We start from the raw sequence: 21,555 nt of genomic DNA, 5'->3' as shown, positions 1-21,555 counted from the left end.
TGATGGTCCGGGTGCGAGAAAAGCCGCATATCTTACCCCATCGACCAAGGCCGATGCGATAGGCGGCATCCTGATACGACACGGCCGGCGAGCCTCATGGGATCACCGGCCGCTGCTGTCCGCCATGACAGACATCCTACGCTGTCATGGCATTCGCTAAGCTATTTATAAGCAATCGCCGGGCCAGAGACACGCATGGTGGCCAACGCAAAGTTGACGGAATGGTCAACTCAGCCACAGACCACCTCAACCGCGCTACCCATCAGCCGCGACTGGCCAGCACCCGCTCGACGGTCTCGACGATCGCCTGGGTCTGCGGATCAATCTCGATATTGACGTAATCGCCGGGCTTGCGGTCTCCAAGCGTGGTCCTTGCCAGGGTCTCGGGGATCAAGTTCACACAGAAGCGGGGCGCTGCCGTCACGTCACCGGGACGCACTTCGCCAATGGTCAGGCTGATGCCGTCGACGCCGACGTAGCCCTTGTCGAACAGGAAGCGGCCATAGGCAGCTGGTACCTCAAACCACAGGCGACGATTGTTGGGCGCTTCCTCCAACTCAACCAGTTGTGCCATGCAGACCACATGGCCCGACATGGCATGACCGCCGATCTCGTCACCGAAGCGCGCCGCACGCTCTATATTGATGCGATCACCCACCTCCACTGCACCAAGGTTGGTCAGTCGTAGCGTCTCGCGCATCAAGTCTACCCATACATGACTGCCCTCGATGGCCGTCACCGTCAGGCAGGCTCCGTTATGCGCCACCGAGGCGCCGGTCACCAGGCCCTCGCATAGCTCAGGCGGCAGGGCCATTTCGAAGGTCCGGAAGTCTTCTTTGTCGGTCACTGACACCAGGGTGGCGGTGCCTTGAACAATACCGGTAAACATGGCGATCCTCTGCGTGCGACATCATTCGGGCGACTCAGCGCCCGCCAAACCGTCGAGTCTACCAGCCTGACAGGCCATCCAGCAGGGCCTTGTCGAGAGGGCTCAGTTAAGAGCTCAGCTAAGGGCTGAGTTAAGGGCTCGGTTACGGACTCAGCAAAGGGCTTTGTGACAGCGCTTTGTGACAGCTTGCAGTTAAAGGTGCCTTGCATAGCTCACGTAATACCTAACTCAAGACGCACACGGCGCACAGCAGGTCTTTTGATATACATCTGACACCCATCGCCTTGATAACAGCGATATGCACTGGTTATTGGCGCTATAAGCCGAAACTTGTACCAGGATCGTTGACACCCCACGGTGGGCACCATAAGATTCACCCCACTTTTTTTAGGCGCCGATTTGTACCCGGCTTGCGGGCGCCCTCGTCTGGCTCGATTCGTCGAGCCAAGCGGGAAGTGCAGCTAAAAGGGTGTGTCCAGCGTTGATGGCCACCCGTCAGGGTGGCCTTTTTTTTTGCCCTCTGGACTGCCCTTCTCTGCCTTGCGGTGCCGCAGCCACTTCGATCGGCCAGCGACTCGACGGACCCATGATCAGACTCGAAAACGTCTCCAAGACATACGGCAGCGGTGCTCATGCCATTCAGGCCTTGAAGCACGTCGACCTGCATGTCCCTAAAGGCAGCATCCACGGCGTCATCGGCCTGTCCGGCGCCGGCAAGTCGACGCTGATTCGCTGCGTCAACCTGCTCGAACGCCCCACTACCGGCAGCGTCCAGGTGGATGGCGAGGAACTCACCCGGCTGAGTGGCCCGGGCCTCAATCAGGCACGCCATCAGATCGGCATGATCTTCCAGCACTTCAACCTGCTGGCCTCGCGCAGCGTCTATGACAACATCGCCTTGCCGCTGGAACTGGTGGGCATGAGCAAGGATGCCATCCAGGAGCGGGTGCTACCGCTGCTCGACCTGACCGGCCTTGCCGACAAGGCCGACAAGTTCCCGTCCGAGCTCTCCGGCGGCCAGAAGCAGCGCGTGGCCATCGCCCGAGCGCTTTCCAGCCGACCCAAGGTACTGCTGTGCGACGAGGCCACCTCGGCGCTGGACCCCCAAACCACGGGTTCTATCCTCGAGCTGCTCAAGGACATCAACCAACAGCTGGGGCTGACCATTCTGCTGATCACCCACGAGATGGAAGTGGTCAAGACCATCTGCCATCGGGTCGGCCTGATTTCCGACGGCGAGCTGGTCGAAGAGGCTGACGTCGGCGACTTCTTCACCGCGCCACGGACCCAACTGGGCCGCGAGTTCCTCAACGACTTCCTGGAACTTGAACCGCCCCGGGCACTGGTCGAGCGGCTTGAGGCAGAGCCCAGCGTGAGCAGCCACCCGGTGGTACGTCTGGCCTTCAGCGGTGACGCCGTGGCCACCCCGCTGGTATCACGCCTGGCCCGGGAATGCGGCGTGGATGTCAGCATCCTGCAGGCCAAGGTCGAATCGATTCAGGGCCGCACCCTGGGGCTGATGATCGCCGAACTGATCGGCAATTCCCACGACACCCGCGCGGCTCTCAAATATCTGGAAGCCCACGACCTGAAAGTGGAGGTGCTTGGTCATGTCCAACGCGATGCTTGAACTGATTCTCGAGGCCACCCTCGACACCCTGTACATGGTCGGCATCGCCGGGCTGATCGCGGCGGCGGCCGGGATCCCACTGGGCGTGCTGCTCTACGTCACCCGCCCAGGGCAGATCCTCGCCAACCCGGTGACCCAGAAGGTGCTGGCCATCGTCACCAACGTCGGCCGCTCGATTCCCTTCATCATCCTGATGGTGGCGATCATTCCTTTCACGCGGCTGATCGCCGGCAGCTCGATCGGTACCAACGCCGCTATCGTGCCGCTGACCATCGCCGCGATCCCCTTCGTCGCCCGCCTGGTGGAAGGTGCACTGAACGAAGTGCCGCCGGGGCTGGTCGAGGCCGCCCAATCGATGGGCGCCACGCCCTACCAGATCATCACCAAGGTGCTGCTGCCCGAGGCCAAGGGCGGCATCATCAACGGCATGACCATCACCGTGGTGACGCTGATCAGCTATTCGGCCATGGCCGGCGCGGTCGGCGGTGGCGGGCTGGGTGACCTGGGCATACGCTACGGCTACAACCGCTTCGACCCGGTCGTCATGCTGATTACCGTGGCCATTCTGGTGATCATGGTGCAGGGCTTTCAGAGCCTCGGCGACCACCTGGTACGCAAGGCCGACCACAAGTAACGATCGCGACCTGCCGGGATGGCAGGTCGCCCGAGAGCGCTGGACGCCAACCGTCCGGCTTGCCATTAAAAACTCGCCCACCCGGCGAGAGATCATTCGCGGCTTTTTAGCCCCAAGGGAGAGCATCACGATGACCAACACCCTGGCAAACCTGCTTCGCCCCACCCGCCTGCTGGGGGCCGCTGCCCTCGTCGGTACCAGCCTGCTTGCCGGCTGCGGCAGTGACGAAGACCAGACGCTCAAGATCGGCACCGTTGCCGGCCCCGAGACCGAAGTCATGCAGGTGGCCCTCGGCATCGCCAAGGAGAAGTACGACCTGGACGCCGAGATCGTCGAGTTCACCGACTATGTCTCGCCCAATGCCGCGCTGGCCGACGGCAGCCTGGATGCCAACGCCTTCCAGCACGAGCCGTACATGCAGAGCATGGTCGAGGACCGCGGCTATGACTTCGCCATTGCCGGGCGCACGTTCGTTTACCCGATCGGTGCTTACTCGGAAAAGTTCGAGCGCATCGAAGATCTGCCGGAAGGCGCTGTCATCGCCCTGCCCAACGACCCGTCCAACGAAGGCCGTTCACTGATCCTGATGCACAACCAGGGTTTGATTGAGCTCGACGACCCGCAGAACCTGGAAGCCACGCCGATCGATATCATCGATAACCCGAACGACTTCGAGTTCCGTGAGATCGAGGCTGCCCAGCTGCCGCGCGTGCTGCCCGACGTCGACCTGGCTTTCATCAACAACACCTTCGCCCAGCCGGCCGGCCTGAGCCTGGACGACGCCCTGATCAAGGAAGGCCCCGAGTCTCCCTACGTCAACCTGATCGTGGTGCGTGGCGGTGATGAAGACCGCGAAGCGATCCAGCAGCTGGTCGACGCCTATCAGAGCGACGCCGTGATCGCCAAGGCCGAAGAGCTGTTCAAGGGTGCAGCGGTTCCCGGCTGGAAGTAATCGCGAGGCCCCGTTCCGACCGCTATACGCAAAACGCCAGCGCCACGTGCGCTGGCGTTTTGCCATCTGCGACCCGCCCTGCTCGCTCACACCCCATGACACCTTCTACTTCACGGCACGAGAAACGATCATGACCGAACGCCAAACTGATCTGCCCGCTACCGACTACGGCCTGCTGGCTCGCCAGCTCGAAGCCCTGCTCGATACACGCGACGCCCTGACCAACAGCGCCCAGACCTGCGCCTTCATCATGCAGAGCGTGCCCGGCCTCAACTGGGCCGGCTTCTATCTGCACCGTCTGCCCGAAACACTGATGCTGGGCCCTTTCCAGGGCAAACCCGCTTGCAACCCCATTCCCTTCAGCAAGGGTGTCTGTGGCGCCGCCGCCCGCAGCCGTGAAACCCAACGGGTCGAGGATGTCCACGCGGTGGCCGATCACATCGCCTGCGACGCGGATTCCCGCTCGGAGCTGGTGATCCCCATCGTCAGCGGTGATGGCCTTTGGGGACTTCTGGACCTCGATAGCCCCCTACCCGGCCGTTTCGACGACCAGGACCAGGCTGGCATCGAAGCGCTGATGACGGTATTTGCCGCGCGCACCGACCTCGCCACGCTCTGAGCGGCAAATCTGAGGGCAAAAAACGCCAAAAACGAAAAAACCCCGCAGCCTAGGGCTGCGGGGTTTTAGAATCTGGTAGGACCGAGCGGATTTGAACCGCTGACCTCCACGATGTCAACGTGGCGCTCTAACCAACTGAGCTACGGTCCTGCTGTTGGCCGTTACAAGGATGCTTGGTAGGACCGAGCGGATTTGAACCGCTGACCTCCACGATGTCAACGTGGCGCTCTAACCAACTGAGCTACGGTCCTGCATCACTTGTTGCATGGCGAGCCTTGCTTGCCTCGGCAACGGAGACGTATTCTACCCATCACCCTGCAGAATGCAAGCCCATTCTCAAAAAAAACTCACGGCAACTCAACCGCTTGGCGACAAGCCATCCTCAAAGCGCGACCACCTGATCATCGCCGGCCTGGGCTTCACTCTTTACCCGGCGCACCGCCTCCCGCCAGCCCTGATAAAGCCTTTCTCGCTCCGCCTCGGGCATTTGAGGCATAAAGGTGCGCTCGCCGTTCCACAGGGCAGCGACCTCTTCAAGGTCGCGATACCAGCCAATATGCAGTCCGGCGAGATACGCCGCTCCCAGCGCCGTGGTTTCAGGGACTCGAGGGCGGTCCACCGGCACCCCCAGCATGTCGGCCAGGAATTGCATCACCCAATTATTGGCGACCATGCCGCCATCGACGCGCAAGGTGCCGGTGGAGGCCGTGATGTCGTCATCCATGCAGGCCTGAAGGTCGCGGGTCTGGAAGCACACCGACTGCAGGCCGGCAGCGACCAGCTCGGCGATGCCGGTATCACGGGTCAGCCCGAAGATGGCGCCGCGGGCCTGAGGATCCCAGTGCGGCGCGCCGAGGCCGGTGAAGGCCGGCACCAAATAGACACCGTGCCCGCTGCGGGTGGTGCTGGCCAGCTGTTCGGTCTCGGCGGCATCGGCGAATAGCTTGAGGCCATCGCGCAGCCACTGGATGGCCGCACCGGCAACGAAGATGCTGCCTTCCATGGCATAGGTCACCTTGCCATTGAGTCGATAGCCAACGGTGGTGAGCAGGCGATTACGCGACGTCTCGGCCTTGTCGCCGGTATTGAGGATCATGAAGCAGCCGGTGCCGTAGGTGCTCTTGCCCATGCCTGGCTGGAAGCAGGCCTGTCCGACCAGCGCCGCCTGCTGGTCACCGGCGATGCCGGCCACCGGGATCGGGGCGCCGAACAGAGGTGCCTCGACGGTGCCGAAGTCATCGCTTGAATCCTTCACCTCGGGCAGTAGGCTTTCCGGAATGCCGAACAGGTCGAGCAGGTCCGTATCCCAGCGCTGGGTGTGAATATTGAACAGAGCCGTGCGTGAGGCGTTGGTGGCATCGGTTGCGTGCACGCGTCCACCGGTCAGGCGCCACAGCAGAAAGGTATCGACGGTGCCGAAGGCCAGCTCGCCGGCCTCGGCACGTTCGCGAACTCCCGACACCTCGTCCAGCAACCACTTGAGCTTGGTCGCCGAAAAATAGGGATCGATAAGCAGGCCGGTGCGCTGCTGAATCAGCTCGCCATGGCCCTGGTCATTGAGGCGCCGACAGACCTCATGGGTGCGCCGGTCCTGCCAGACGATGGCCGGATAGACCGGCTCGCCCGTCGCGCGATCCCACACCAGGGTCGTTTCCCGTTGGTTGGTGATACCGATCGCCGCCACCTGATCGGCGGCCAGGCCGGCCTTTTCGAGCACCGCACGACAGCTATTTTCGACCGTGCGCCACAGATCCTCCGGATCATGCTCGACCCAGCCATCGGCGGGAAAGTGCTGAGTGAACTCCTCCTGGGCCGAGGCCAGAATTTCCCCTTCCCGGTTAAACAGGATGGCGCGGGAACTGGTCGTTCCCTGATCGATGGACAGGATGCAGGAGGCCATGAAGCAGATTCCTTTAGCGAGACGGTGCAGGCGGCCCTGACGGGGCAGCGACACCTTTCGTTTTCGAATCAGAAAAGGGTAATGGGGTTTTCGTTTTACAACAATTGTCAGAACGGCTTCAGCGCATACCACCATCGTCTAACGCTCAACCAATGCGGTATGCCACGACACCAATGCCGTGCCGTTTCTTGCTAAGATAAGTCCCAACGCGGCCAACCGCGCCCCTACTTAGCTTCATACTTAACTCCAGCCAGGCCGGGCCTGTCATGATTCAGCAGAAACGCCACGATGCCATCATCGCTCTGGTCAAGCACCAGGGCTACGCCTCCATCGAACAGTTGACCCGCGACTTCGGCGTCACCCCGCAGACCATTCGACGTGACCTCAATGCACTTTCCAATGAGGGGCTGATTCGTCGCGTGCACGGCGGCGCAGGCCTGGAATCGAGCACCGTCAACACCGCCTACCACACGCGCAAGACGCTGAACGTCGAGGCCAAGCGCCGGATCGCCGAGTACCTGGCGGCACAGATTCCCAATCATGCCTCGCTGTTCATCAACATCGGCACCAGCAACGAGCTGGTCGCCGAGGCCCTGCAGTACCATCAGGGCCTCGAGGTGATCACCAACAACCTCAACGTGGCGGCGATTCTTCAGCACAAGGAAGACTTCAACGTCATCGTCGCCGGCGGCCAGGTGCGGTCCCGCGACGGCGGCATCATCGGCGAGGCTGCCATCGACTTCATCAATCAGTTCAAGGTCGACGTCGGCATCATCGGCATCAGCGGCATCGACGAGGACGGCTCGCTGCTCGAGTTCGACTATCAAGAGGTGCGGGTCGCTCAGGCCATCATCCAGAATTCTCGCCAGGTGTTCCTGATCGCTGATCACTCGAAGTTTCACCGCAATGCGGTGGTACGCCAGGGCCGCATTACCCAGATCGACGCCCTGTTCACGGATCGCGAGCCGCCCGAAGCGATCCGCCGACTGCTCGATAGCAACGACGTGGCCCTGCATATCGCGCCGACGTCTTCCGAGGCCTGATACTCGGGCCCCATCCCCGCCGCCCGCCTATCCGGCCGGCATTGCCATTCACGCTAGCCACTCTCGCCACACTCCCCAGCCCCGCCACCGATGGCGGGGACTGCTGCTCGCCTACTCACCTACTCACCTACTCACCTACTCACCTACTCACCTACTCGCCAACTCGACTACTGAATCAGGCTCCGGTGACATGCTGCCGAGTCGGGCTGCCCGACACATATTTTCGATTTGCATCTTTCGTGTTCGCTTTCCTATACTATATTTTCTAAAACGAACACATGATGGGCCTCACCAGCGCATGGCCTCGCAGAGAGCCTCGCTGAGCCCTCTTTTCGCGGAGCGAACCATGCGTGAACCCCAGCAGCAAGAGCTTCTCGACCTTTTCGTTGTCGGCGGCGGCATCAACGGCGTTGGCATCGCCAATGACGCTGCGGGACGAGGTCTCAGGGTCGGGCTGTGCGAGCAGGCGGACCTGGCCAACGCCACCTCCTCTGCCAGCAGCAAGCTGATTCACGGCGGATTGCGCTACCTTGAGCACCGCGAGTTCCGCCTAGTGCGCGAGGCCCTGCACGAGCGCGAGGTGCTGTTAAAGAAGGCCCCGCATATCGTCTGGCCGCTGCGCTTCATCCTGCCCCACCAGCCTCACCTGCGTCCGGCCTGGATGATCCGTGCCGGCCTCTTCCTTTATGACCATCTCAGCCAGCGCGCAAGCCTGCCAAGCTCCAAGGGCCTTCGCTTCGATGCCACGAGCCCGCTGAAGCCAGCCATCACCCGCGGCTTCGAGTATTCCGACTGCTGGGTCGACGACGCCCGTCTGGTGGTACTCAATGCCCTTCAGGCTCAGGAGCAGGGGGCGGAGATCATGACACGCACTCGCTGCATCGAGGCTCGCGAGGAGGACGGGGCCTGGCACATTACCCTCGAGGATCGCGACACGGGACGCCAGATCACCCGCCGCGCCAAGACCCTGGTAAATGCCGCGGGCCCCTGGGTGGAGTCTTTCATCAGCGGCAAGACGACACGCCGGTCGCGCTATGGCATTCGCATGATCCAGGGCAGTCACCTTGTCGTGCCCCGCATCAACGTCGACGAGCGCGCCTATATTCTGCAGAACCACGATGGCCGCATTGTCTTCGTGCTGCCCTATCAGCAGGACTTCAGCCTGATCGGCACCACCGACCGCCGCTACAAAGGCGATCCGGCCAAGGTCGATGCCAGCGACGAGGAAACCGACTACATCCTCGACGTAGTCAACGCGCACTTCCGGCAGACGCTCAGTCGGGATGACATCGTCACCACCTTCTCCGGGGTGAGACCCTTGTGCGATGACGAGTCCGCCGACCCGTCGGCCATGACCCGCGACTATACCCTGGACCTGGACGATGAGGGCGCACCGCTGCTGTCGATTTTCGGTGGCAAGATCACCACCTATCGGCGCCTGGCGGAAGCCGCCATGGACAAGCTGGCCCCTCTGCTGCCGAGCATGGGGCCGAGCTGGACCGCCGAGCGACCGCTGCCGGGCGGAGACATCGGCAGTCAGGATGCCTTCATGGCCCGGCTGGTAAGAGACTACCCCTTCCTCGGTGAGTCCCGAGCCCGTCGCATGGCCTCGAGCTACGGCAGCCTCTGCCTGAGCTTCCTGGGTGATGCCCGCCGCGTGGAAGATCTTGGCGAGACGTTCGGCGCCGGCCTCACTGCCGCCGAAGTCGACTATCTGCTCGAGCGGGAATGGGCCCGCGACGCCGAAGACATCCTCTGGCGGCGCACCAAGCTTGGGCTGCGCCTCTCGGCGGATGAGGTGAATCGCCTGAGCCGCTACATCACTACCCGAAGAGAGGCACAGGCTGCCTGACCGATTGGCTAGCACCCGCCCTGCCTTAATCGTCAGCATCTAACATGCCCACTGACCAAAACGCCGCGCTCATTTGAGCGCGGCGTTTTTGGTGTTGCCCCGGTTGGTGACCCTGACTGGTGGCGCTACTTGCCCATGCTCTTGCTGATAGCGACAAACCTGGCCAGGCCGGCTTTGGCTTGGCGACAATTAGTTGCCGGGAATGCCGCCGCGGGTCAGCGCCGCAGGGTCCAGTAACCTTTCCAGCTCATCACGCCCCAGATCGGTATCTTCATCGGCCACGTCGAGAATCGGCCTGCCCGCCTGATAGGCTTTCTTGGCGATCGCAGCTGCAGCATCGTAGCCGATCACCGAGTTAAGGGCCGTGACCAGGATCGGGTTGCGCGACAGCGGAGCCTCGATGTTGTCCTCGCGCACGGTGAAAGTCGCAATGGCGCGATCGGCAAGCAGGCGGCTGACGTTGGTCATCAGGGTAATGCCCGTATGCAGGTTGTGGGCGATCAGGGGTAGCATCACATTGAGCTGGAAGTTGCCGCTCTGCCCGGCCACCGCCACTGCCGCGTCCAGACCGATGACCTGAGCCGCGGCCTGGGCCGCCGATTCGGGAATCACCGGATTGACCTTGCCCGGCATGATCGAGCTGCCGGGCTGCAGGGCTTGCAGTTCGATCTCGCCGAGTCCTGCCAGCGGCCCGGAGTTCATCCATCGCAGATCATTGGCGATCTTCATCACCGCACAGGCATAGGTCTTGAGATGCCCCGAGAGCTCCACCGCAGCATCCTGGCCGGCGAGGCTGGCGAAGGCACTGTCGTTGGGCATCAGCGCCAAGCCTGTCTGATCGCTCAAGGCCGTGGCCATGCGCTCGGCGAATTCGGGATGAGCGTTGACCCCGGTTCCCACGGCCGTGCCGCCCTGGGCCAGACGCCCAAGCCGCACCTGCCCGTCCTCGAAGCGCTCGATGGCCTGAGAGATCTGGCTCGACCAGCCGCCAAGCTCCTGGCTCATGCGCACCGGCATGGCATCCATCAGATGGGTGCGGCCGGTCTTGACCACGCCATCGAGCTCGGCAGCCCTGGCATCGATAATAGCTTGAAGATGCGCAAGCGCCGGCATCAGCGCATCCTTTACGGCCATGGACACCGAGACGTGGATCGCCGTCGGAATCACGTCGTTGCTCGACTGACCCATATTGACGTGATCGTTTGGCCCCACCACGAGGTCTTGCCGAGACGCCAGGTGGGCGATGACCTCATTGACGTTCATGTTGCTCGAGGTCCCCGACCCCGTCTGATAAACATCGATGGGGAATTGATCATCATGCTCGCCGGCAATGATCGCCTGCGCCGCCTGCTGTATCGCGTCGGCACGCGGCCCATCCAGCAGTCCCAGTTCGGCGTTGACCTTGGCCGCCGCGGCCTTGATGCGCGCAATGGCGTGAATGAAGGCGACCGGCATGGGCTGGCCGCTGACCGGGAAGTTATTGACGGCACGCTGGGTCTGAGCGCCATACAGGGCGTCAGCAGGCACCTCAAGTTCACCCATGCTGTCACGCTCAATGCGGGTATCGTTCATCGGGCTGTCCTTATTGCTCAGAAAACACTATCTGAAGCCGTAGAAAAATCAGCTGGCCAATTGCTGAGGCTCACTGCTCAGGGAAACGCGATGCCCGCCAGCGACCTTGCTCGAGTACATGGCATGGTCGGCATGCTCCATCAGCGTCGCGAGCTTCTCGCCATGCTGAGGATAGGAGGCCACCCCGACACTGATGCGGGGCAACTCGTCCTCGGCTCGCTCGAGCAAGCGCTCGAGCATCGCCATGGCTCCCTCTTCATCAGTATTGGGGAGGAACATGCCGAATTCATCCCCCCCCAGCCTGGCCACCAGGTCGCTATCGCGCTTGCAGTCTTCCAGACAGCTCGCCACCGCCAGCAACGCGCGATCCCCCATCGCATGACCGTCACGATCATTGATGGCCTTCAGATCGTCCATGTCGATGATCACCACGCTGAACGGGCGCCGGTAACGCACACCATCGGCATGAAAGGGGGTAACCAGCTCAAAGAAGGCGCGGCGGTTGAGCATGTCGGTCAGTGAATCGCGGGTCGCCATATTCAGCAGCATGCGGTTCGACAGATGAATCGCATCCACCAGCACCGCCGTGAGATAGCCGGTAATCAGGAAGACCACCAAGTTGGAGCCCGCCACAAGAAGGCCCTCAGCGCTGAGCAAATGCCCGCCACCGAGCTGAAAAAGAAGCAGATAGCAGGCCGCAATCAGCCCCACCAATAGCAAGGTTGCTGTCGTCCCCAGGGTCAGGGCGCTGGTCACCACAGCAAGCAGATAGAGACTGCCCATGGGGCCCTGCACACCGCTGGTGCCATGCAGGAACCAGGTGATGAAGCCGACCATGACCAGAGTGTGCAGGGTCAAGAGCCAGCGACGGCGTTCATCGAAATACTTGAGCCGACTCGCCAGCAGACTGAACAGGAAATAGCCGGCGGTACCTACCACAATGGACATACCCCCCATCTGTGGCGAGCCTACTACCACCAGATGAAAGATGACCAGGCTCACCAACAGCCATTCGATCTGATAGACCCCGGTCGTGAAACCACTGATCTGTACCCTGCGTGGATCCCAGACCAAGGGGGGTAACGGGTCCTTTTGTGACATCTTGTTCCTCATCGCCAATCCCTGCCCATCCTTGCTCCTATCATGCCAAGCTCGCCGGGGGATAGCGACCCGGTCATGCCGATGGGATTACGGCCTTGGCCGCAACCCATGTTGCACTGCAACAAAACAGCTGCTATTGTGCACTGCAACGAAGGTCAAAAACCCTTCGTATCCAGATATTCTACGGAGGTGTGCAATGAACGACTTCATGAACAACATCAACTTTGGCAAGACCACTGAACAGCTCGAGACCTTCTTCTTCGGTCCGGCCCGCGCCTATGCAGCGCTGACCCTGGACTACAGCGAGAAGCTCGCCAACGCTCAGTTCGACGCCATCAAGGCCTACAGCGACACCAGCCTGAGCCAGGCGCGCGCCGCCATGGACATCAAGGATGCCGAAGGCCTGCGCAGCTACATCGAAGGTCAGCAGAAAGTCGCCAAGGATCTTGGTGAGCGCGTCAAGGGCGACACAGAGAAGGTCGTAGCCCTGAATCAGGACTTCGCTCAGCAGAGCCAGAAACTGGTAGAGAGCAGCGTCAAAACCGCTTCTCAGTCCGCCAACTAAGCTTTGTTTGAAAGCAAGTTCGGGCTGAAAGGCCCACGCCGCTACCAGTAACTAGTGGCATTAGAGAGTGGCCGGCCTCAGTCTGATACCCGGCCAACTCCCTCCCCAAAAGGCCGCCGATCCCTGATCGGCGGCCTTTTGCCGTCTATCGTTTCTGGAGAATCACTCGATGCATTTCATACGATGTCCGCACTGACTGGCCTCCCCCAGCCACACATCGCTGAACCATAGACATACCTGATTAGAAACAAACACCTGGGAAGAACCAAAGACCTGGATGTAGAAGCGTGCCAATGGGTTAGCCGCAAGTGTCGCCCCCAGAGGGTTAGCTTTATTGATGGTTATCAAGATGAGGGCCGGCGTAAGCCTTTATGCTGTGAGGGTGGATACCCAAGCTATGCGCTGCCAAGGCAACAAGGAGGCCAACATGATCGATACCATCAGGTCACTGCTCGCCATCGGTCTACATCCAAAGCGGCAGATCCAGGAACTCTGGGCACATGAGCAAGCGGAGAAGCAGCGCTACCGTAGTACGGCCTTTCATTTCCTGACGCTTGATACCGCCACCGGCCGACTGTTGGCCGTGCTGGGCACGGAGTGTGAAGCCCGCCTGACGGGGCTAGAATCCTTCGCCAGCACCATGGATATGCCCAAGCCCCAGTGCGAAGGGGTCACTCGCAGCCTGACATCGCTTGCCCACGACGATGAACCGATCACCGTGGCGCGACGTCAATTCAGCAAGACGATTGCTGCAGCGAAGCGCGCCCAGCACTTCTACGAAGCCATGTGTGAATCCAACTGCACGCTGGCGCTGCAGGCATTCTTGCATGACGGCTTCCATCAGAAACGCGCCGAACACCGGCTGCTACTCGAACACTTTGATACGCTACGACTTGAGACGCTACGGCTTCCCGCCTCAACATCGTCCTCGCCCAACTCATAGCCTGCGAAGCCGTTCAGACGGCACAGCATTTCTTCAGCTTGCGGCCGCTACCGCAGGGGCAGGGATCATTGCGGCCAGGCTTGAGCGCCGTCAACTGAGGATCTCCGTCCACGTACACCCATCTGCCGTCCAGGCGTGTGAAACGTGAGAGCTCCTCCAGTCGCTGCCAGCGGCCATGCTCCTGGAAAGTGGCACGAAAATGCACCCAGCCTTGCTGTTCATGCTGTCCTTCCTGCTCCTGCTGCCCGTCCTGATGCCCGTCCTGTTGCCAATGGTTCAGTACCTCGAGGCGCTTCCAGCACGTATGGGACGACAGCCCCATGTCGGTCGGGCAGGTATCGGGATACCAGGTCCTGCGCAGGTAACCTTCAAGATGCAGCACGAATGCACTGTAGCGTGAGCGCATCAGCGTGGCGACGGTCTTCGCGGCGGCGCCCTGGTGCAACGGCCCGCAGCATTCGCCATAGGCACCCAGGCCGCCACAGGGACAGGGCTCGGCGGATGACAGCGTCGTTGATGAGGCGGGCGTAGCGGGCATCCTGGGCGTGCTCATGGGCTGGAAGGCTCGTCTTGGAAGGTAATGGAGACAATAGAGGTAATGAAGGTAGCGCCAGGCCAGCAAACCAGGCCGGCGGGTTTACCAGTCAAGCGCCTGCTTGACGAAGGGGATGGTCAGCTTGCGCTGAGCCGAAAGCGATGCCTGATCAAGGGTCTCCAAGGTTCCGAAAAGATCGCCCAGACGCCTAGGCCCCCGATGCAGGATGTAACGGGCGACCTCGTCCGGCAGCTGCATCCCCCGCACGCGAGCGCGAAGCTTGAGCGCCTCGAAGCGACCGGCATCGTCCAGCGGTTTGACGTGGAAGGTCATGCCCCAGGTCAGCCTTGAGGCCAGATCCGGCAGCTTGATATCGAGTTGGCGTGGCGCGGCGGGCGCGGCGATCACCAGCCGCTTGCCGGCATCGCGCAGGCGATTGAAGCAGTGAAACAGCGCCTCCTCCCAGCGCTTGCGGCCCAGCACCCGGTGCAGATCATCGATGGCGACCAGGTCCAGACGTTCGCTGTCCTCGAGCATATGTGGCGGAAAGTGGCCAAGCTCGTCCAGCGGCAGGTAGAGCGCACGCTTGTCGCGATCGCTGGCTTCGTGACAGGCCGCCTGCAGCAGATGACTGCAGCCGACCCCCTCGCCGCCCCACAGAAACAGGAACGGCTCGCCCGTTTCATCGAGCTGGGCACGCAGGGTGCCGACCAGCGTCTCGTTGCCGCTAGGCTGGAAGTTGGCAAAGGTCGCATCGTCGCGCATACCCACACCGAGCGGGAGCTGCGCTGCACCGGGCTTCATGAAGCCTCCTCGTCCTGGCGTTCGATACCATGAGCATCATATAAGGTACTGTTTTTATAGTGTTCATGGAGATAGCGCAACACTACCATGATCACCGCCGCCACCGGCAGGGCCAACAGCACCCCCGTAAAGCCGAACAGCTGCCCGCCGGCCAGTACGGCGAAGATCACCGCCACTGGGTGCAGGCCGATCTTGTCGCCGAGCAGTTTGGGCTGCAGCACCAGGCTCTCGACCAACTGGCCAACAGCGAACACCGCTCCCACCCCAAGCAGCGGCAGCCAGCTATCGAACTGGAAGAAGGCCACCACGCCGGCCACCGAGATGCCCACGATGACGCCGAGATACGGCACGATGCTGACGAGCCCCGACAGCAGGCCAATCAGCAGTGCAAAGCGCAGGCCAAGCAGGGTTAGCCCCAGCGCGTAAATGATACCAAGGCACAGCATCACTATCAGTTGGCCGCGCAGAAAGGCCGACAGTACCTCGTCGCATTCTCGCGCCAGGCGCACCACCGCAGGCTCCCATTGGCGAGGCAGCGAGCCATGCAGCTTGGCAGTGAGCCGATCCCAGTCAAGCAGCAGATAGAAGGTCACCACCGGGATCAGCGCCAGATTGCCGACCCAGGCCGCCAAAGCGAGCCCCGAGCGAGAGACCTGCGCCAGCAGGGTGGCGGCGAAGGTGCCGGTCTCCTTCCAGTTGGCCATCAGGGCTTGACGCAAGGCATCAATGTCCGTGGACAGATCCTGACCGGTCAGCGACTGAATCCAGGGCACCAGGGTGTCCTGCAGCCAGTTCAGCATAGCGGGCACGGATTCGATAAGCTGCCCGATCTGGCGGCCAAGCACCGGCACCAGCAGCAACAGGGCCAGCAGCAGGATCACGCTCAGTAGCAGAAACACCAGCGATACCGATAGCCGCCGCGACAGGCCGCGCGCCTCCAGACGGTCGGCCAGCGGATCCCCCAGGTAGGCCAGTATCATGCTGACGAAAAAGGGCGTCAGGATCGGCTGTAGGCTGATGAACAGCCACATCAAGCCTGCCAGGCCGAGTACTAGCCACCACTGTCTGCGCATTGCATCTCTCCCTGTTCGCGTGTCTCTCCACGGTGCGGCGCGGCCTTCACGATGCTACAATTCCGTTCCACTTTTGCCCCACTTGATGATCGTATTGCGACAGGAAAGCCCATGACCCGCAGCCCGTCGGACTCCTCTTCTACTCCTTCCGCCGATTCCGCCTCGCTGAGCTACAAGGACGCTGGCGTGGACATCGACGCCGGTAACGCTCTGGTCGATCGCATCAAAGGCGTCGCCAAGCGTACCACTCGCCCCGAGGTAATGGGTGGCCTTGGCGGCTTCGGCGCACTCTGCGAGCTGCCGAGCGGCTATCGCCAGCCGGTGCTGGTCTCCGGCACCGACGGCGTCGGCACCAAGCTGCGCCTCGCCATGGACCTTGGCAAACATGACACCATCGGTATCGATCTGGTCGCTATGTGCGTCAACGATCTGGTGGTCGCCGGCGCCGAGCCGCTGTTCTTCCTCGACTACTATGCCACGGGCAAGCTTGATGTGGACATCGCCGCCGACGTGGTGACCGGCATCGGCGAGGGCTGTGCCCAGTCCGGCTGTGCCCTGGTGGGGGGCGAGACCGCCGAGATGCCCGGCATGTACGCAGGCAGCGACTACGACCTGGCCGGGTTCTGCGTCGGTGTGGTCGAGAAGGACGAGATCCTCGACGGCAGCCGCGTTGGCGAAGGCGACGTACTGCTCGGGCTGGCCTCCTCCGGCCCGCACTCCAACGGTTACTCGCTGATCCGCAAGATCCTCGAGGTCAGCGGCGCGGATCTCGACACTGATATCGACGGCGTGCCACTTCGCGAGGCACTGATCGCCCCGACCCGCATCTACGTCAAGTCCCTGCTGTCCCTGATCAAGGACAGCGGCGTATCGGTGCATGCGCTGTCACACATCACCGGCGGCGGCCTGTCCGAGAACATCCCGCGGGTGCTGCCCGAGTCGCTCGGGGCTCGCATCGACGTCAATGCCTGGACACGTCCGGCGGTCTTCGACTGGCTCCAGACCCAGGGCAACGTCGATGAACACGAGATGCACCGAGTGCTGAACTGCGGCATCGGCATGGTGATCGCCGTATCTGCCGCCGACGCCGAGAGTGCCAAGGCTCACCTGGAAGGCCAGGGCGAGACCGTCTACCGGCTCGGTGAGATCGTCGCGCGCAGCGGCGAAGAAGAACAGGTCATTCTGGAGAACCTCAAGGCATGAGCGAGGCAACCGACACCCTCAACGGTTTCGAGGCCGAGCAGGCCAGCACGCCCCGGGTGGTGGTGCTGATCTCAGGCAGCGGCAGCAACCTTCAGGCGCTGATCGACGCTCAGTCCTACGACGAACTGGGCGGCGAGATCGTCGCTGTGGTCTCTAACAAGGCCGATGCCTACGGCCTCAAGCGCGCACGGGATGCCGGCATCGAGGCAGTCGCCCTGCCCCACCGCGAATACGACAGCCGCGAGGCCTTCGATGGCGCCCTGATCAAGGTGATTGAGCGCCACGAGCCGGACCTGGTCGTGCTGGCAGGCTTCATGCGCATCCTCACGCCGCGCTTCGTGCAGCGCTTCTACGGCCGAATGCTCAACATCCACCCCTCGCTACTGCCGGCCTATCAGGGCCTGCACACCCATGCCCGGGCGCTGGCCGACGGCGTCACCGAGCACGGCGTCAGCGTGCACTTCGTCAGCGAAGAGCTGGACGGCGGCCCGGTCGTGGTTCAAGCGGCGGTCGACGTCACCCCCGAAGACACCGAAGACAGCCTTCAGCAGAAGGTCCAGAGCCGCGAGCACCTGATCTATCCGATCGCGGTGCGCTGGTTCCTCGAGGGTCGCCTCACGCTGGGCGCCCAGGGCCCGACCCTGGATGGCACTCCCCTGCCGCCCCAAGGCCTGCGCCTCTCCCACGCCGATGCTGCCGAAGAGCTCGACGAGGACCTGGAAGAAGACGGCGACGCCTGACGCGAGCGCCGCTCACACACAAGAAGGCCGCGCCCCGAGGGGCGCGGCCTTCTTGTATCTGGCTAATCGTGACTAGCGGCTAGCCAGGGTCTCGCGGTCGCGGCTTACTTGACCTCGATGCCGTGCGCCTGCCGATCGGCGTGATAGGAGGAGCGCACCAGCGGACCGGAAGCGACGTGCTTGAAGCCCATCGCCTTGCCCTGCTCGGCGAACCAGTCGAAGGTATCCGGGTGTACCCAGCGATCGATCGGCAGGTGGTTCTTGGACGGCTGCATGTACTGACCAAGGGTCAGCATATCGACGCCATGAGCCCGCAGGTCGCGCATCACCTCGATGACCTGCTCGTCGGTCTCGCCGACGCCGAGCATCAGGCCGGACTTGGTCATGACATCTGGGCGACGCGCCTTGTAGCCCTTGAGCAGATCCAGCGACCACTGATAGTCGGCCCCCGGACGCACCTTGCGGTACAGCGACGGCACGGTCTCCAGGTTGTGGTTGAAGACATCCGGCGGCGTCTGCTCGAGGGTGTCCAGCGCCACTTCCATGCGGCCACGGAAGTCCGGCACCAGCACCTCGATCTCGATCTCCGGGCTGTCGTTGCGAATCTCGCGGATGCAGTCGGCAAAGTGCTGCGACCCACCGTCGCGCAGGTCATCGCGATCCACCGAGGTGACCACCACGTAGTTCAGGCGCATTTCGGCGATGGCCTCGGCGAGCTCCCGCGGCTCTTTCTCGTTGACCGCGTTGGGACGGCCATGGGCGACGTCACAGAACGGGCAGCGGCGGGTGCAAATGTCACCGAGGATCATGAAGGTCGCGGTGCCGCCGTTGAAGCACTCGCCCAGATTGGGGCAGGACGCCTCTTCACAGACGGTGTGCAGGCCATGCTTGCGCAGGGTCTGCTTGATGCGCGTCACCTCCTGCGAGATCGGCATGCGAACCTTCAGCCAGTCTGGCTTGCGCGGCACGTTGTCGGTGGGAATCACCTTGACCGGAATGCGGGCGACCTTCTCGGCGCCGCGCAGCTTGACGCCGCGCTCGACCCTGGCCTTCTTCTTGGCGGCAGCAGCATCGGCGGTGGACGGGGTCACGGGGGTAGCGGTGCTTTCGGTCATGATCAGGATATCCTGCGCTCGTAAACGTTAGGCACTCGCGCTCTGGTCGGAAACCAGAGAAGGCGGCATGCCGGGCTTGTCGGTGAGTTGCATGTTGCCAAGCCGCGCGGCCAGACAACGGACCAGGCGATGGGTCTCGGCGTCTACATCAGGGACGCCATCGACCAGGTCGGCGAGTTGGGTCATGGCCATACCAGCATAGCCACAGGGATTGATGCGCCCAAACGGCGACAGATCCATAGCCAGGTTCACAGCCACACCATGGAAACTGCAACCACGACGGATGCGAAGCCCCAGAGAGGCGATCTTGGCATCACCCACATAGACCCCCGGGGCGTCAGGCCGCGCCCTTGCCGCGATACCATGCTCCGCGAGGGCATCGACCACGGCCTCTTCCAGCGCGGTGACCAGGCTGCGCACGCCAAGCTTGGCACGCTTGACGTCGAGCAGCGGATAGATCACCAGTTGGCCGGGACCATGGTAGGTCACCTGCCCGCCACGGTCGGTCTCGACCACCGGAATGTCGCCGGGCATCAACAGGTGCTCGGGGCGCCCTGCCTGCCCCTGAGTGAACACCGGGTCATGCTGGACCAGCCACAGTTGGTCGGGCTGGTCGGGGCCGCGGCGATCGGTGAGCTCACGCATGGCCTGCCAGACCGGCAGATAAGGCTGCCGACCGAGCCGATAGACCTCGAGTTCGGGCATCAGATCACCATGTGCACGCGGCCAGAGGCCTTGAGGTCGGCGTGCAGGGCGGCGATTTGCTCGGGACCGGTCGCGGTGATGGTCAGGCGCACCGACTGGAACTTGCCGTTGCGGCTATCCACCAGACGCACGGTCTGTCGATCGAAGGCCGAGTCGTGGTCTTCGACAATCTTGATCACCAACTCGCTCAACCCTTCGACGGCGTCACCGACGATCTTCAGCGAATAGTCGCAGGGGTATTCGAGTTCGGTGGCGTGAGCTGACGCGGGAGCGCCGGCGAGGCGCATGTCCCGCAGGGACTTGTCGGTCATGAGCGTACTCAACGAATGGTTTATCCCAGTATTCTACTCAACCTATCCCCCTCAACCAAGAGCGGGCGGCCCTGATGGCCGCCCGCTGTCTTGATCACTACTAATCGCGCTCAGTCGAACAGGCCGCTGATGAAGCGTCGAACGCTGTCCAGCAGACGCTTGAAGATGCCGCCCTGATCAATGCTTTCCAGCGCCACCAGCGGACGCTCACCGATCACCTCATCACCCAGCTTGATTTCCAGGGTGCCAAGGCGCTCCCCTGCTTCCACCGGGGCATCGATCGATGCCGGCAGGTTGAGGCGCGCAGCCAGCTCTTCGCCCCGGCCGCGGGGAACCGTCATGCGAACTTCGCGATCGACCCCCAGGCGCAGGTTGTTCTTTTCGCCGCCCCAGATGCGCGGCGTGGCGAGTACAGCGCCCTGCGGATAGAGCTCCATGGTCTCGTAGAAACGGAAGCCATAGCTCAACAGTTTCTGGGATTCCTGGGCGCGCGCTTCGTCAGAATTGGTGCCCATCACCACCGAGATCAGGCGCATATCGTCGCGCTTGGCAGAGGCCACCAGGCAGTAGCCTGCGGCTTCGGTATGACCAGTCTTAAGGCCATCGACGCTGGAATCACGCCACAGCAGGCGGTTGCGGTTGGGCTGGCGGATATCGTTATAGGTGTACTCCTTCTCGGCGTATACCTTGTACTGCTCCGGGTAGTCATTAATGATGTGGCGCGCCAGCAGGGACAGGTCATGCGCCGAGGAATAGTGATCCTCATGCGGCAGGCCGGTGGCGTTGGCGAAATGGGTGTTGACCATCCCCATGCGGTCCGCCTGCTGGTTCATCAGATCCGCGAAAGCAGACTCGCCGCCGGCAATGTGCTCGGCAAGCGCGACGCTTGCGTCATTACCGGACTGGATGATGACCCCCTTGAGCAGCTGATCGACGCTGACCTGAGAGCCCTCCTGAATGAACATCCGGGAGCCGCCGGTGCGCCAGGCCTTCTCGCTGACCAACACCTGATCATCGCGAGCGATGTTGCCGCGGGACAGCTCATGCTCGACCAGGTAGGCGGTCATCAGCTTGGTCAGGCTGGCCGGCGGCAGTCGCTCGTCGGCATTATGGCTGACCAGTACCTCGCCGGTATCGGCATCCATCAGGATCCAGGACGAAGCCGCGAGACTCGGCGGCGACGGAATCATGGTCTGTGGTCGGGGACTGTCGACCTCCTGCGCCTGGAGCGGCAGGGCAAAACACATCAGGCACAGCAGGAGCGCGGACATCAGGCGTTGGCCGAGGCCGGCGCGGAACAGTGAGACTTTCATGACAACATTTCTCGTGGCGTTGAGCGAAGGGAATTAAATGGGACAGCGGCACGCGT

At 62.3% G+C, this 21,555-nt stretch carries 21 protein-coding genes and 2 tRNA genes; 10 read left to right on the top strand and 13 right to left on the bottom strand.

The features are described from left to right. Nucleotides 1–262: 262 nt before the first annotated feature. Complete coding sequence (locus Q2K57_RS13975) at nucleotides 263–889, bottom strand: riboflavin synthase subunit alpha (RefSeq protein ID WP_304525438.1); 627 nt, start codon at nucleotides 887–889, stop codon at nucleotides 263–265. A gap of 586 nt (nucleotides 890–1,475) precedes the next feature. Here Q2K57_RS13975 and Q2K57_RS13970 point away from each other — a divergent pair. From Q2K57_RS13970 to Q2K57_RS13955, 4 genes are all read left to right on the top strand, one after another. Next, complete coding sequence (locus Q2K57_RS13970) at nucleotides 1,476–2,519, top strand: methionine ABC transporter ATP-binding protein (RefSeq protein ID WP_304525437.1); 1,044 nt, start codon at nucleotides 1,476–1,478, stop codon at nucleotides 2,517–2,519. After that, nucleotides 2,500–3,153 (top strand): methionine ABC transporter permease, encoded by a 654-nt coding sequence (locus Q2K57_RS13965; RefSeq protein ID WP_112053108.1) that lies wholly within the window; start codon nucleotides 2,500–2,502, stop codon nucleotides 3,151–3,153. The genes Q2K57_RS13970 and Q2K57_RS13965 overlap by 20 nt, the downstream gene beginning before the upstream one ends. Nucleotides 3,154–3,283: 130 nt before the next feature. Beyond that, complete coding sequence (locus Q2K57_RS13960; RefSeq protein WP_112053109.1) at nucleotides 3,284–4,105, top strand: MetQ/NlpA family ABC transporter substrate-binding protein; 822 nt, start codon at nucleotides 3,284–3,286, stop codon at nucleotides 4,103–4,105. A 130-nt stretch (nucleotides 4,106–4,235) separates the two neighbouring features. Next, nucleotides 4,236–4,724, top strand: coding sequence for a GAF domain-containing protein (locus tag Q2K57_RS13955; RefSeq protein WP_304525436.1), 489 nt, complete (start codon nucleotides 4,236–4,238; stop codon nucleotides 4,722–4,724). 73 nt (nucleotides 4,725–4,797) lie between these two features. Here Q2K57_RS13955 and Q2K57_RS13950 read toward each other — a convergent pair. From Q2K57_RS13950 to glpK, 3 genes are all read right to left on the bottom strand, one after another. Next, a tRNA-Val gene (locus Q2K57_RS13950) sits at nucleotides 4,798–4,874 on the bottom strand. 24 nt (nucleotides 4,875–4,898) lie between these two features. Then, a tRNA-Val gene (locus tag Q2K57_RS13945) sits at nucleotides 4,899–4,975 on the bottom strand. A gap of 131 nt (nucleotides 4,976–5,106) precedes the next feature. Then, nucleotides 5,107–6,624, bottom strand: a complete 1,518-nt coding sequence (glpK, locus tag Q2K57_RS13940) for a glycerol kinase GlpK (protein WP_304525435.1) — start codon at nucleotides 6,622–6,624, stop codon at nucleotides 5,107–5,109. Nucleotides 6,625–6,890: 266 nt separating this feature from the next. On the opposite strand from glpK, the gene Q2K57_RS13935 reads away from it, so the two are divergent. After that, a complete protein-coding gene (locus tag Q2K57_RS13935; protein WP_112053112.1) occupies nucleotides 6,891–7,667 on the top strand; it encodes a DeoR/GlpR family transcriptional regulator in 777 nt (258 codons plus the stop codon). A gap of 346 nt (nucleotides 7,668–8,013) precedes the next feature. Continuing rightward, nucleotides 8,014–9,519, top strand: a complete 1,506-nt coding sequence (glpD, locus tag Q2K57_RS13930) for a glycerol-3-phosphate dehydrogenase (RefSeq protein WP_304525434.1) — start codon at nucleotides 8,014–8,016, stop codon at nucleotides 9,517–9,519. A gap of 189 nt (nucleotides 9,520–9,708) precedes the next feature. Here glpD and Q2K57_RS13925 read toward each other — a convergent pair whose 3' ends face one another. Next, nucleotides 9,709–11,091, bottom strand: a complete 1,383-nt coding sequence (locus Q2K57_RS13925; RefSeq protein WP_304525433.1) for a lyase family protein — start codon at nucleotides 11,089–11,091, stop codon at nucleotides 9,709–9,711. A gap of 48 nt (nucleotides 11,092–11,139) precedes the next feature. Continuing rightward, nucleotides 11,140–12,192 carry a diguanylate cyclase gene (locus Q2K57_RS13920; RefSeq protein ID WP_181462992.1) on the bottom strand — a complete coding sequence of 351 codons (1,053 nt, stop codon included), beginning with the start codon at nucleotides 12,190–12,192 and terminating at the stop codon, nucleotides 11,140–11,142. 196 nt (nucleotides 12,193–12,388) lie between these two features. Between Q2K57_RS13920 and Q2K57_RS13915 the strand changes: the two genes are divergently transcribed. Together Q2K57_RS13915 and Q2K57_RS13910 are read left to right on the top strand one after the other, a co-directional pair. Continuing rightward, nucleotides 12,389–12,757, top strand: a complete 369-nt coding sequence (locus Q2K57_RS13915; RefSeq protein ID WP_304525432.1) for a phasin family protein — start codon at nucleotides 12,389–12,391, stop codon at nucleotides 12,755–12,757. A 427-nt stretch (nucleotides 12,758–13,184) separates the two neighbouring features. After that, nucleotides 13,185–13,700 (top strand): hypothetical protein, encoded by a 516-nt coding sequence (locus Q2K57_RS13910; RefSeq protein WP_304525431.1) that lies wholly within the window; start codon nucleotides 13,185–13,187, stop codon nucleotides 13,698–13,700. A gap of 13 nt (nucleotides 13,701–13,713) precedes the next feature. Here the strand turns inward: Q2K57_RS13910 and Q2K57_RS13905 are convergent, their stop codons facing one another. The 3 genes from Q2K57_RS13905 to Q2K57_RS13895 all read right to left on the bottom strand — a co-directional run bounded on the left by Q2K57_RS13905 (nucleotide 13,714) and on the right by Q2K57_RS13895 (nucleotide 16,112). Further along, the gene (locus tag Q2K57_RS13905) at nucleotides 13,714–14,238 is read right to left on the bottom strand and encodes a YchJ family protein (protein ID WP_304525430.1); all 525 of its coding nucleotides are present in this window, start codon (nucleotides 14,236–14,238) and stop codon (nucleotides 13,714–13,716) included. A 99-nt stretch (nucleotides 14,239–14,337) separates the two neighbouring features. Further along, entirely contained in the window at nucleotides 14,338–15,039 is a 702-nt protein-coding gene (gene hda, locus Q2K57_RS13900) for a DnaA regulatory inactivator Hda (RefSeq protein WP_112053118.1), read from the bottom strand. Then, entirely contained in the window at nucleotides 15,036–16,112 is a 1,077-nt protein-coding gene (locus tag Q2K57_RS13895) for an AI-2E family transporter (RefSeq protein WP_304525429.1), read from the bottom strand. Before Q2K57_RS13895 ends, hda begins: the two co-directional genes overlap by 4 nt. Before the next feature lie 111 nt (nucleotides 16,113–16,223). On the opposite strand from Q2K57_RS13895, the gene purM reads away from it, so the two are divergent. Both purM and purN read left to right on the top strand, forming a co-directional pair. Next, nucleotides 16,224–17,315: a phosphoribosylformylglycinamidine cyclo-ligase gene (gene purM, locus Q2K57_RS13890; protein WP_304525428.1), complete on the top strand. Its 1,092-nt coding sequence runs from the start codon at nucleotides 16,224–16,226 to the stop codon at nucleotides 17,313–17,315. Further along, entirely contained in the window at nucleotides 17,312–18,055 is a 744-nt protein-coding gene (gene purN / locus Q2K57_RS13885; RefSeq protein WP_112053121.1) for a phosphoribosylglycinamide formyltransferase, read from the top strand. The genes purM and purN overlap by 4 nt, the downstream gene beginning before the upstream one ends. A 104-nt stretch (nucleotides 18,056–18,159) precedes the next feature. Here purN and lipA read toward each other — a convergent pair whose 3' ends face one another. From lipA to Q2K57_RS13865, 4 genes are all read right to left on the bottom strand, one after another. Further along, the gene (gene lipA / locus Q2K57_RS13880; protein ID WP_112053122.1) at nucleotides 18,160–19,170 is read right to left on the bottom strand and encodes a lipoyl synthase; all 1,011 of its coding nucleotides are present in this window, start codon (nucleotides 19,168–19,170) and stop codon (nucleotides 18,160–18,162) included. A gap of 27 nt (nucleotides 19,171–19,197) precedes the next feature. Further along, on the bottom strand, nucleotides 19,198–19,875 hold the full coding sequence (lipB, locus tag Q2K57_RS13875; RefSeq protein WP_304525427.1) for a lipoyl(octanoyl) transferase LipB: 678 nt from the start codon (nucleotides 19,873–19,875) through the stop codon (nucleotides 19,198–19,200). After that, nucleotides 19,875–20,186: a YbeD family protein gene (locus tag Q2K57_RS13870; RefSeq protein ID WP_112053124.1), complete on the bottom strand. Its 312-nt coding sequence runs from the start codon at nucleotides 20,184–20,186 to the stop codon at nucleotides 19,875–19,877. The genes lipB and Q2K57_RS13870 overlap by 1 nt, the downstream gene beginning before the upstream one ends. 110 nt (nucleotides 20,187–20,296) lie before the next feature. Continuing rightward, complete coding sequence (locus Q2K57_RS13865; protein ID WP_369700269.1) at nucleotides 20,297–21,499, bottom strand: D-alanyl-D-alanine carboxypeptidase family protein; 1,203 nt, start codon at nucleotides 21,497–21,499, stop codon at nucleotides 20,297–20,299. Nucleotides 21,500–21,555 lie beyond the last annotated feature (56 nt).

This window comes from Halomonas sp. I5-271120 (assembly GCF_030553075.1).
In the GTDB taxonomy this organism is placed as follows: Bacteria; Pseudomonadota; Gammaproteobacteria; order Pseudomonadales; family Halomonadaceae; genus Onishia; species Onishia taeanensis_A.
This window is presented reverse-complemented; position numbering and strand designations above follow the sequence as displayed.

Coding starts and splice junctions, on each gene's coding strand:
- Q2K57_RS13975 (WP_304525438.1), bottom strand. CDS start 889: ATGTTTACCGGTATTGTTCAAGGCACCGCCACCCTGGTGTCAGTGACC.
- Q2K57_RS13970 (WP_304525437.1), top strand. CDS start 1,476: ATGATCAGACTCGAAAACGTCTCCAAGACATACGGCAGCGGTGCTCAT.
- Q2K57_RS13965 (WP_112053108.1), top strand. CDS start 2,500: ATGTCCAACGCGATGCTTGAACTGATTCTCGAGGCCACCCTCGACACC.
- Q2K57_RS13960 (WP_112053109.1), top strand. CDS start 3,284: ATGACCAACACCCTGGCAAACCTGCTTCGCCCCACCCGCCTGCTGGGG.
- Q2K57_RS13955 (WP_304525436.1), top strand. CDS start 4,236: ATGACCGAACGCCAAACTGATCTGCCCGCTACCGACTACGGCCTGCTG.
- glpK (WP_304525435.1), bottom strand. CDS start 6,624: ATGGCCTCCTGCATCCTGTCCATCGATCAGGGAACGACCAGTTCCCGC.
- Q2K57_RS13935 (WP_112053112.1), top strand. CDS start 6,891: ATGATTCAGCAGAAACGCCACGATGCCATCATCGCTCTGGTCAAGCAC.
- glpD (WP_304525434.1), top strand. CDS start 8,014: ATGCGTGAACCCCAGCAGCAAGAGCTTCTCGACCTTTTCGTTGTCGGC.
- Q2K57_RS13925 (WP_304525433.1), bottom strand. CDS start 11,091: ATGAACGATACCCGCATTGAGCGTGACAGCATGGGTGAACTTGAGGTG.
- Q2K57_RS13920 (WP_181462992.1), bottom strand. CDS start 12,192: ATGTCACAAAAGGACCCGTTACCCCCCTTGGTCTGGGATCCACGCAGG.
- Q2K57_RS13915 (WP_304525432.1), top strand. CDS start 12,389: ATGAACGACTTCATGAACAACATCAACTTTGGCAAGACCACTGAACAG.
- Q2K57_RS13910 (WP_304525431.1), top strand. CDS start 13,185: ATGATCGATACCATCAGGTCACTGCTCGCCATCGGTCTACATCCAAAG.
- Q2K57_RS13905 (WP_304525430.1), bottom strand. CDS start 14,238: ATGCCCGCTACGCCCGCCTCATCAACGACGCTGTCATCCGCCGAGCCC.
- hda (WP_112053118.1), bottom strand. CDS start 15,039: ATGAAGCCCGGTGCAGCGCAGCTCCCGCTCGGTGTGGGTATGCGCGAC.
- Q2K57_RS13895 (WP_304525429.1), bottom strand. CDS start 16,112: ATGCGCAGACAGTGGTGGCTAGTACTCGGCCTGGCAGGCTTGATGTGG.
- purM (WP_304525428.1), top strand. CDS start 16,224: ATGACCCGCAGCCCGTCGGACTCCTCTTCTACTCCTTCCGCCGATTCC.
- purN (WP_112053121.1), top strand. CDS start 17,312: ATGAGCGAGGCAACCGACACCCTCAACGGTTTCGAGGCCGAGCAGGCC.
- lipA (WP_112053122.1), bottom strand. CDS start 19,170: ATGACCGAAAGCACCGCTACCCCCGTGACCCCGTCCACCGCCGATGCT.
- lipB (WP_304525427.1), bottom strand. CDS start 19,875: ATGCCCGAACTCGAGGTCTATCGGCTCGGTCGGCAGCCTTATCTGCCG.
- Q2K57_RS13870 (WP_112053124.1), bottom strand. CDS start 20,186: ATGACCGACAAGTCCCTGCGGGACATGCGCCTCGCCGGCGCTCCCGCG.
- Q2K57_RS13865 (WP_369700269.1), bottom strand. CDS start 21,499: ATGAAAGTCTCACTGTTCCGCGCCGGCCTCGGCCAACGCCTGATGTCC.